Here is a 2,104-nt window from a genome sequence, read left to right as displayed (position 1 = left end):
GCGGAGCCGGCGGTGCAGCGGGCCCGTCCCGCCCCGCCCCGGACCGAGCCCGCCCCGCCGGCGCCGCCGTCGCTGACCGACCTGCTCGGTCCCCTCGACGTCCCGACGATCGCCATCGTCGTCGACGACTGGGGCCACCGTCGCGACAACACGACCCGCGGCTTCGCCGAGCTGGACTTCCCGCTGACCTTCTCCATCCTGCCGGGCCTGCGCTTCTCCCGCCAGGACGCCCTGCAGGCGACGCCGCTGGCGCTGCCGGACCGTGACGAACCGGTCCGGGGCACAGCGGAAGCGACCGCCGCCGCGCCGCCGTCGCGCCGCCGCGAGATCATGCTGCACCTGCCGATGGAGCCCGAGGGCTACCCCGACCAGGATCCCGGTCCCGACCCGCTGCGGCTGGGCATGGACCGCGGGCAGGTCGCCGCGATCCTCGACGCCGCGCTCGCGGGCGTGCCGGGCGCCCGCGGCCTGAACAACCACATGGGCAGCGCCGCCACCGCCGATCCCGCGCTGATGGCGGCGCTGGCCGACGAGCTGGCCGCGCGCGACCTGTACTTCGTCGACAGCCTGACCACGCCGCACTCGGTCGCGGCGCGGCGGATGCGCGAGGCCGGGGTGCCGACGCTCGTCAACCGCATCTTCCTGGACCAGAGCACGACCAGCCGCGAGCAGGTCCGCGAGCTGCTCGCCCGGCTGGTGAAGTCGGCGCGGGCGCGCGGCGCCGCGGTGGGCCTCTGCCATCCCTACCCCGAGACGCTGGCGATCCTGAGCGAGGAGCTGCCGCGGCTGCGGGAACAGGGACTGCGCATGGTGACCGTGTCGGAGCTGCTGGCGCTCGAGGCGGCCCGCCGCGACGCGACCGGGATGCTGCCGTGACGCGCGGCGGCGTCGTCTACCACGCGCCGTTGACCGCGGCCGCGGACGCCGCGACGGTCGGCGGGCGGGCGGTGCGTCTCGTCGAAGCGGTCCTGCGCGACCTGGACCCGCCGCGCGACCTGCCCCTGGCCTACCACCTGCAGGACCACAACCGGAGCCGCGCCGAGGAGCAGTTCCTGGGCTGGACGGTGCCGGTGCTGGACCGCCTGCGCGAGCGCGGCCACCCGCTGGCCACGCTGCCGCCCCTCGCGGGGCCGAGCCCCGACGCCGTCGGGGTGCCGCTGCAGGACGCCGCCGTGCCCTTCGCCTCGTTGTCCCGCGATGTGCACGCAGCCCCCGGCCTGCTGATCGGGCTGCGGCTGGGCTGCCACCCGCGTTCTGGGCTGGCCGGAGCGGTGCGGGCCACGGCGCTGGCCTGCGCCTCGGCCGACGGGAAGCGCGCCCTGCAGCAGGGGGTGCAGCCCCGGATCGAGCGCGCGGTCTGCGGCGGTTGCGGCATGTGCGTGTCGCTCTGCGGCAACGACGGCGTGCGCCACAACGGCCACGTCGCGGCGATCCGCCCCGAGACCTGCCTCGCCTGCGGCGACTGCCTGGCCGAGTGCCACACCGGCGCCCTGAAGTTCCCCGAGGGGGGGGGCGACGCCCTGCAGGCGCGCCTGGGCGCCTACGCGGCGGCGGTCGTGCGCGGCAAGCCGCGGCGGGGCGTCTGGCTGGCCTTCCTGCTGGGCGAGCCCCAGCGCCGGGCCGTCAACCTGGCCCGGGCCGCCGCCCTGCCGGACCTCGGGGTGCTGGCCGCGGCCGACCCCGTGGCCCTGGACCTCGCCGCCGCGGCGCTGCTGGACGCCGCCGTGCCCTTCGCCTCCCTGTCCCGCGTCGCGCACGAGGCCCCCGGCCTGCTGATCGGGCTGCGGCTGGGCTGCCACCCGCGTTCCGGCCTGGCCGGAGCGGTGCGGGCCACGGCGCTGGCCTGCGCCTCGGCCGACGGGAAGCGCGCCCTGCAGCAGGGGGTGCAGCCGCGGATCGAGCGCGCGGTCTGCGGCGGTTGCGGCATGTGCGTGTCGCTCTGCGGCAACGATGGCGTGCGCCACAACGGCCACGTCGCGGCGATTCGCCCCGAGACCTGCCTCGCCTGCGGCGACTGCCTGGCCGAGTGCCACACCGGCGCCCTGAAGTTCCCCGAGGGGGGGGGCGACGCCCTGCAGGCACGCCTGGGCGCCTACGCGGCGGC

The 2,104-nt window shown here is 77.5% G+C and carries 2 protein-coding genes; both read left to right on the top strand.

Annotated elements, in window-relative coordinates; all coding sequences use genetic code 11:
- On the top strand, positions 1 to 876 hold an 876-nt coding region (locus Q7W29_07655; protein MDO9171689.1), incomplete at its 5' end, for a divergent polysaccharide deacetylase family protein.
- Positions 873 to 2,104 (top strand): hypothetical protein (locus Q7W29_07650; protein ID MDO9171688.1); only part of this gene is annotated, 1,232 nt, incomplete at its 3' end. The genes Q7W29_07655 and Q7W29_07650, both read left to right, overlap by 4 nt.

Source organism: bacterium (assembly GCA_030654305.1).
In the GTDB taxonomy this organism is placed as follows: Bacteria; Krumholzibacteriota; Krumholzibacteriia; order LZORAL124-64-63; family LZORAL124-64-63; genus PNOJ01.
This window is presented reverse-complemented; position numbering and strand designations above follow the sequence as displayed.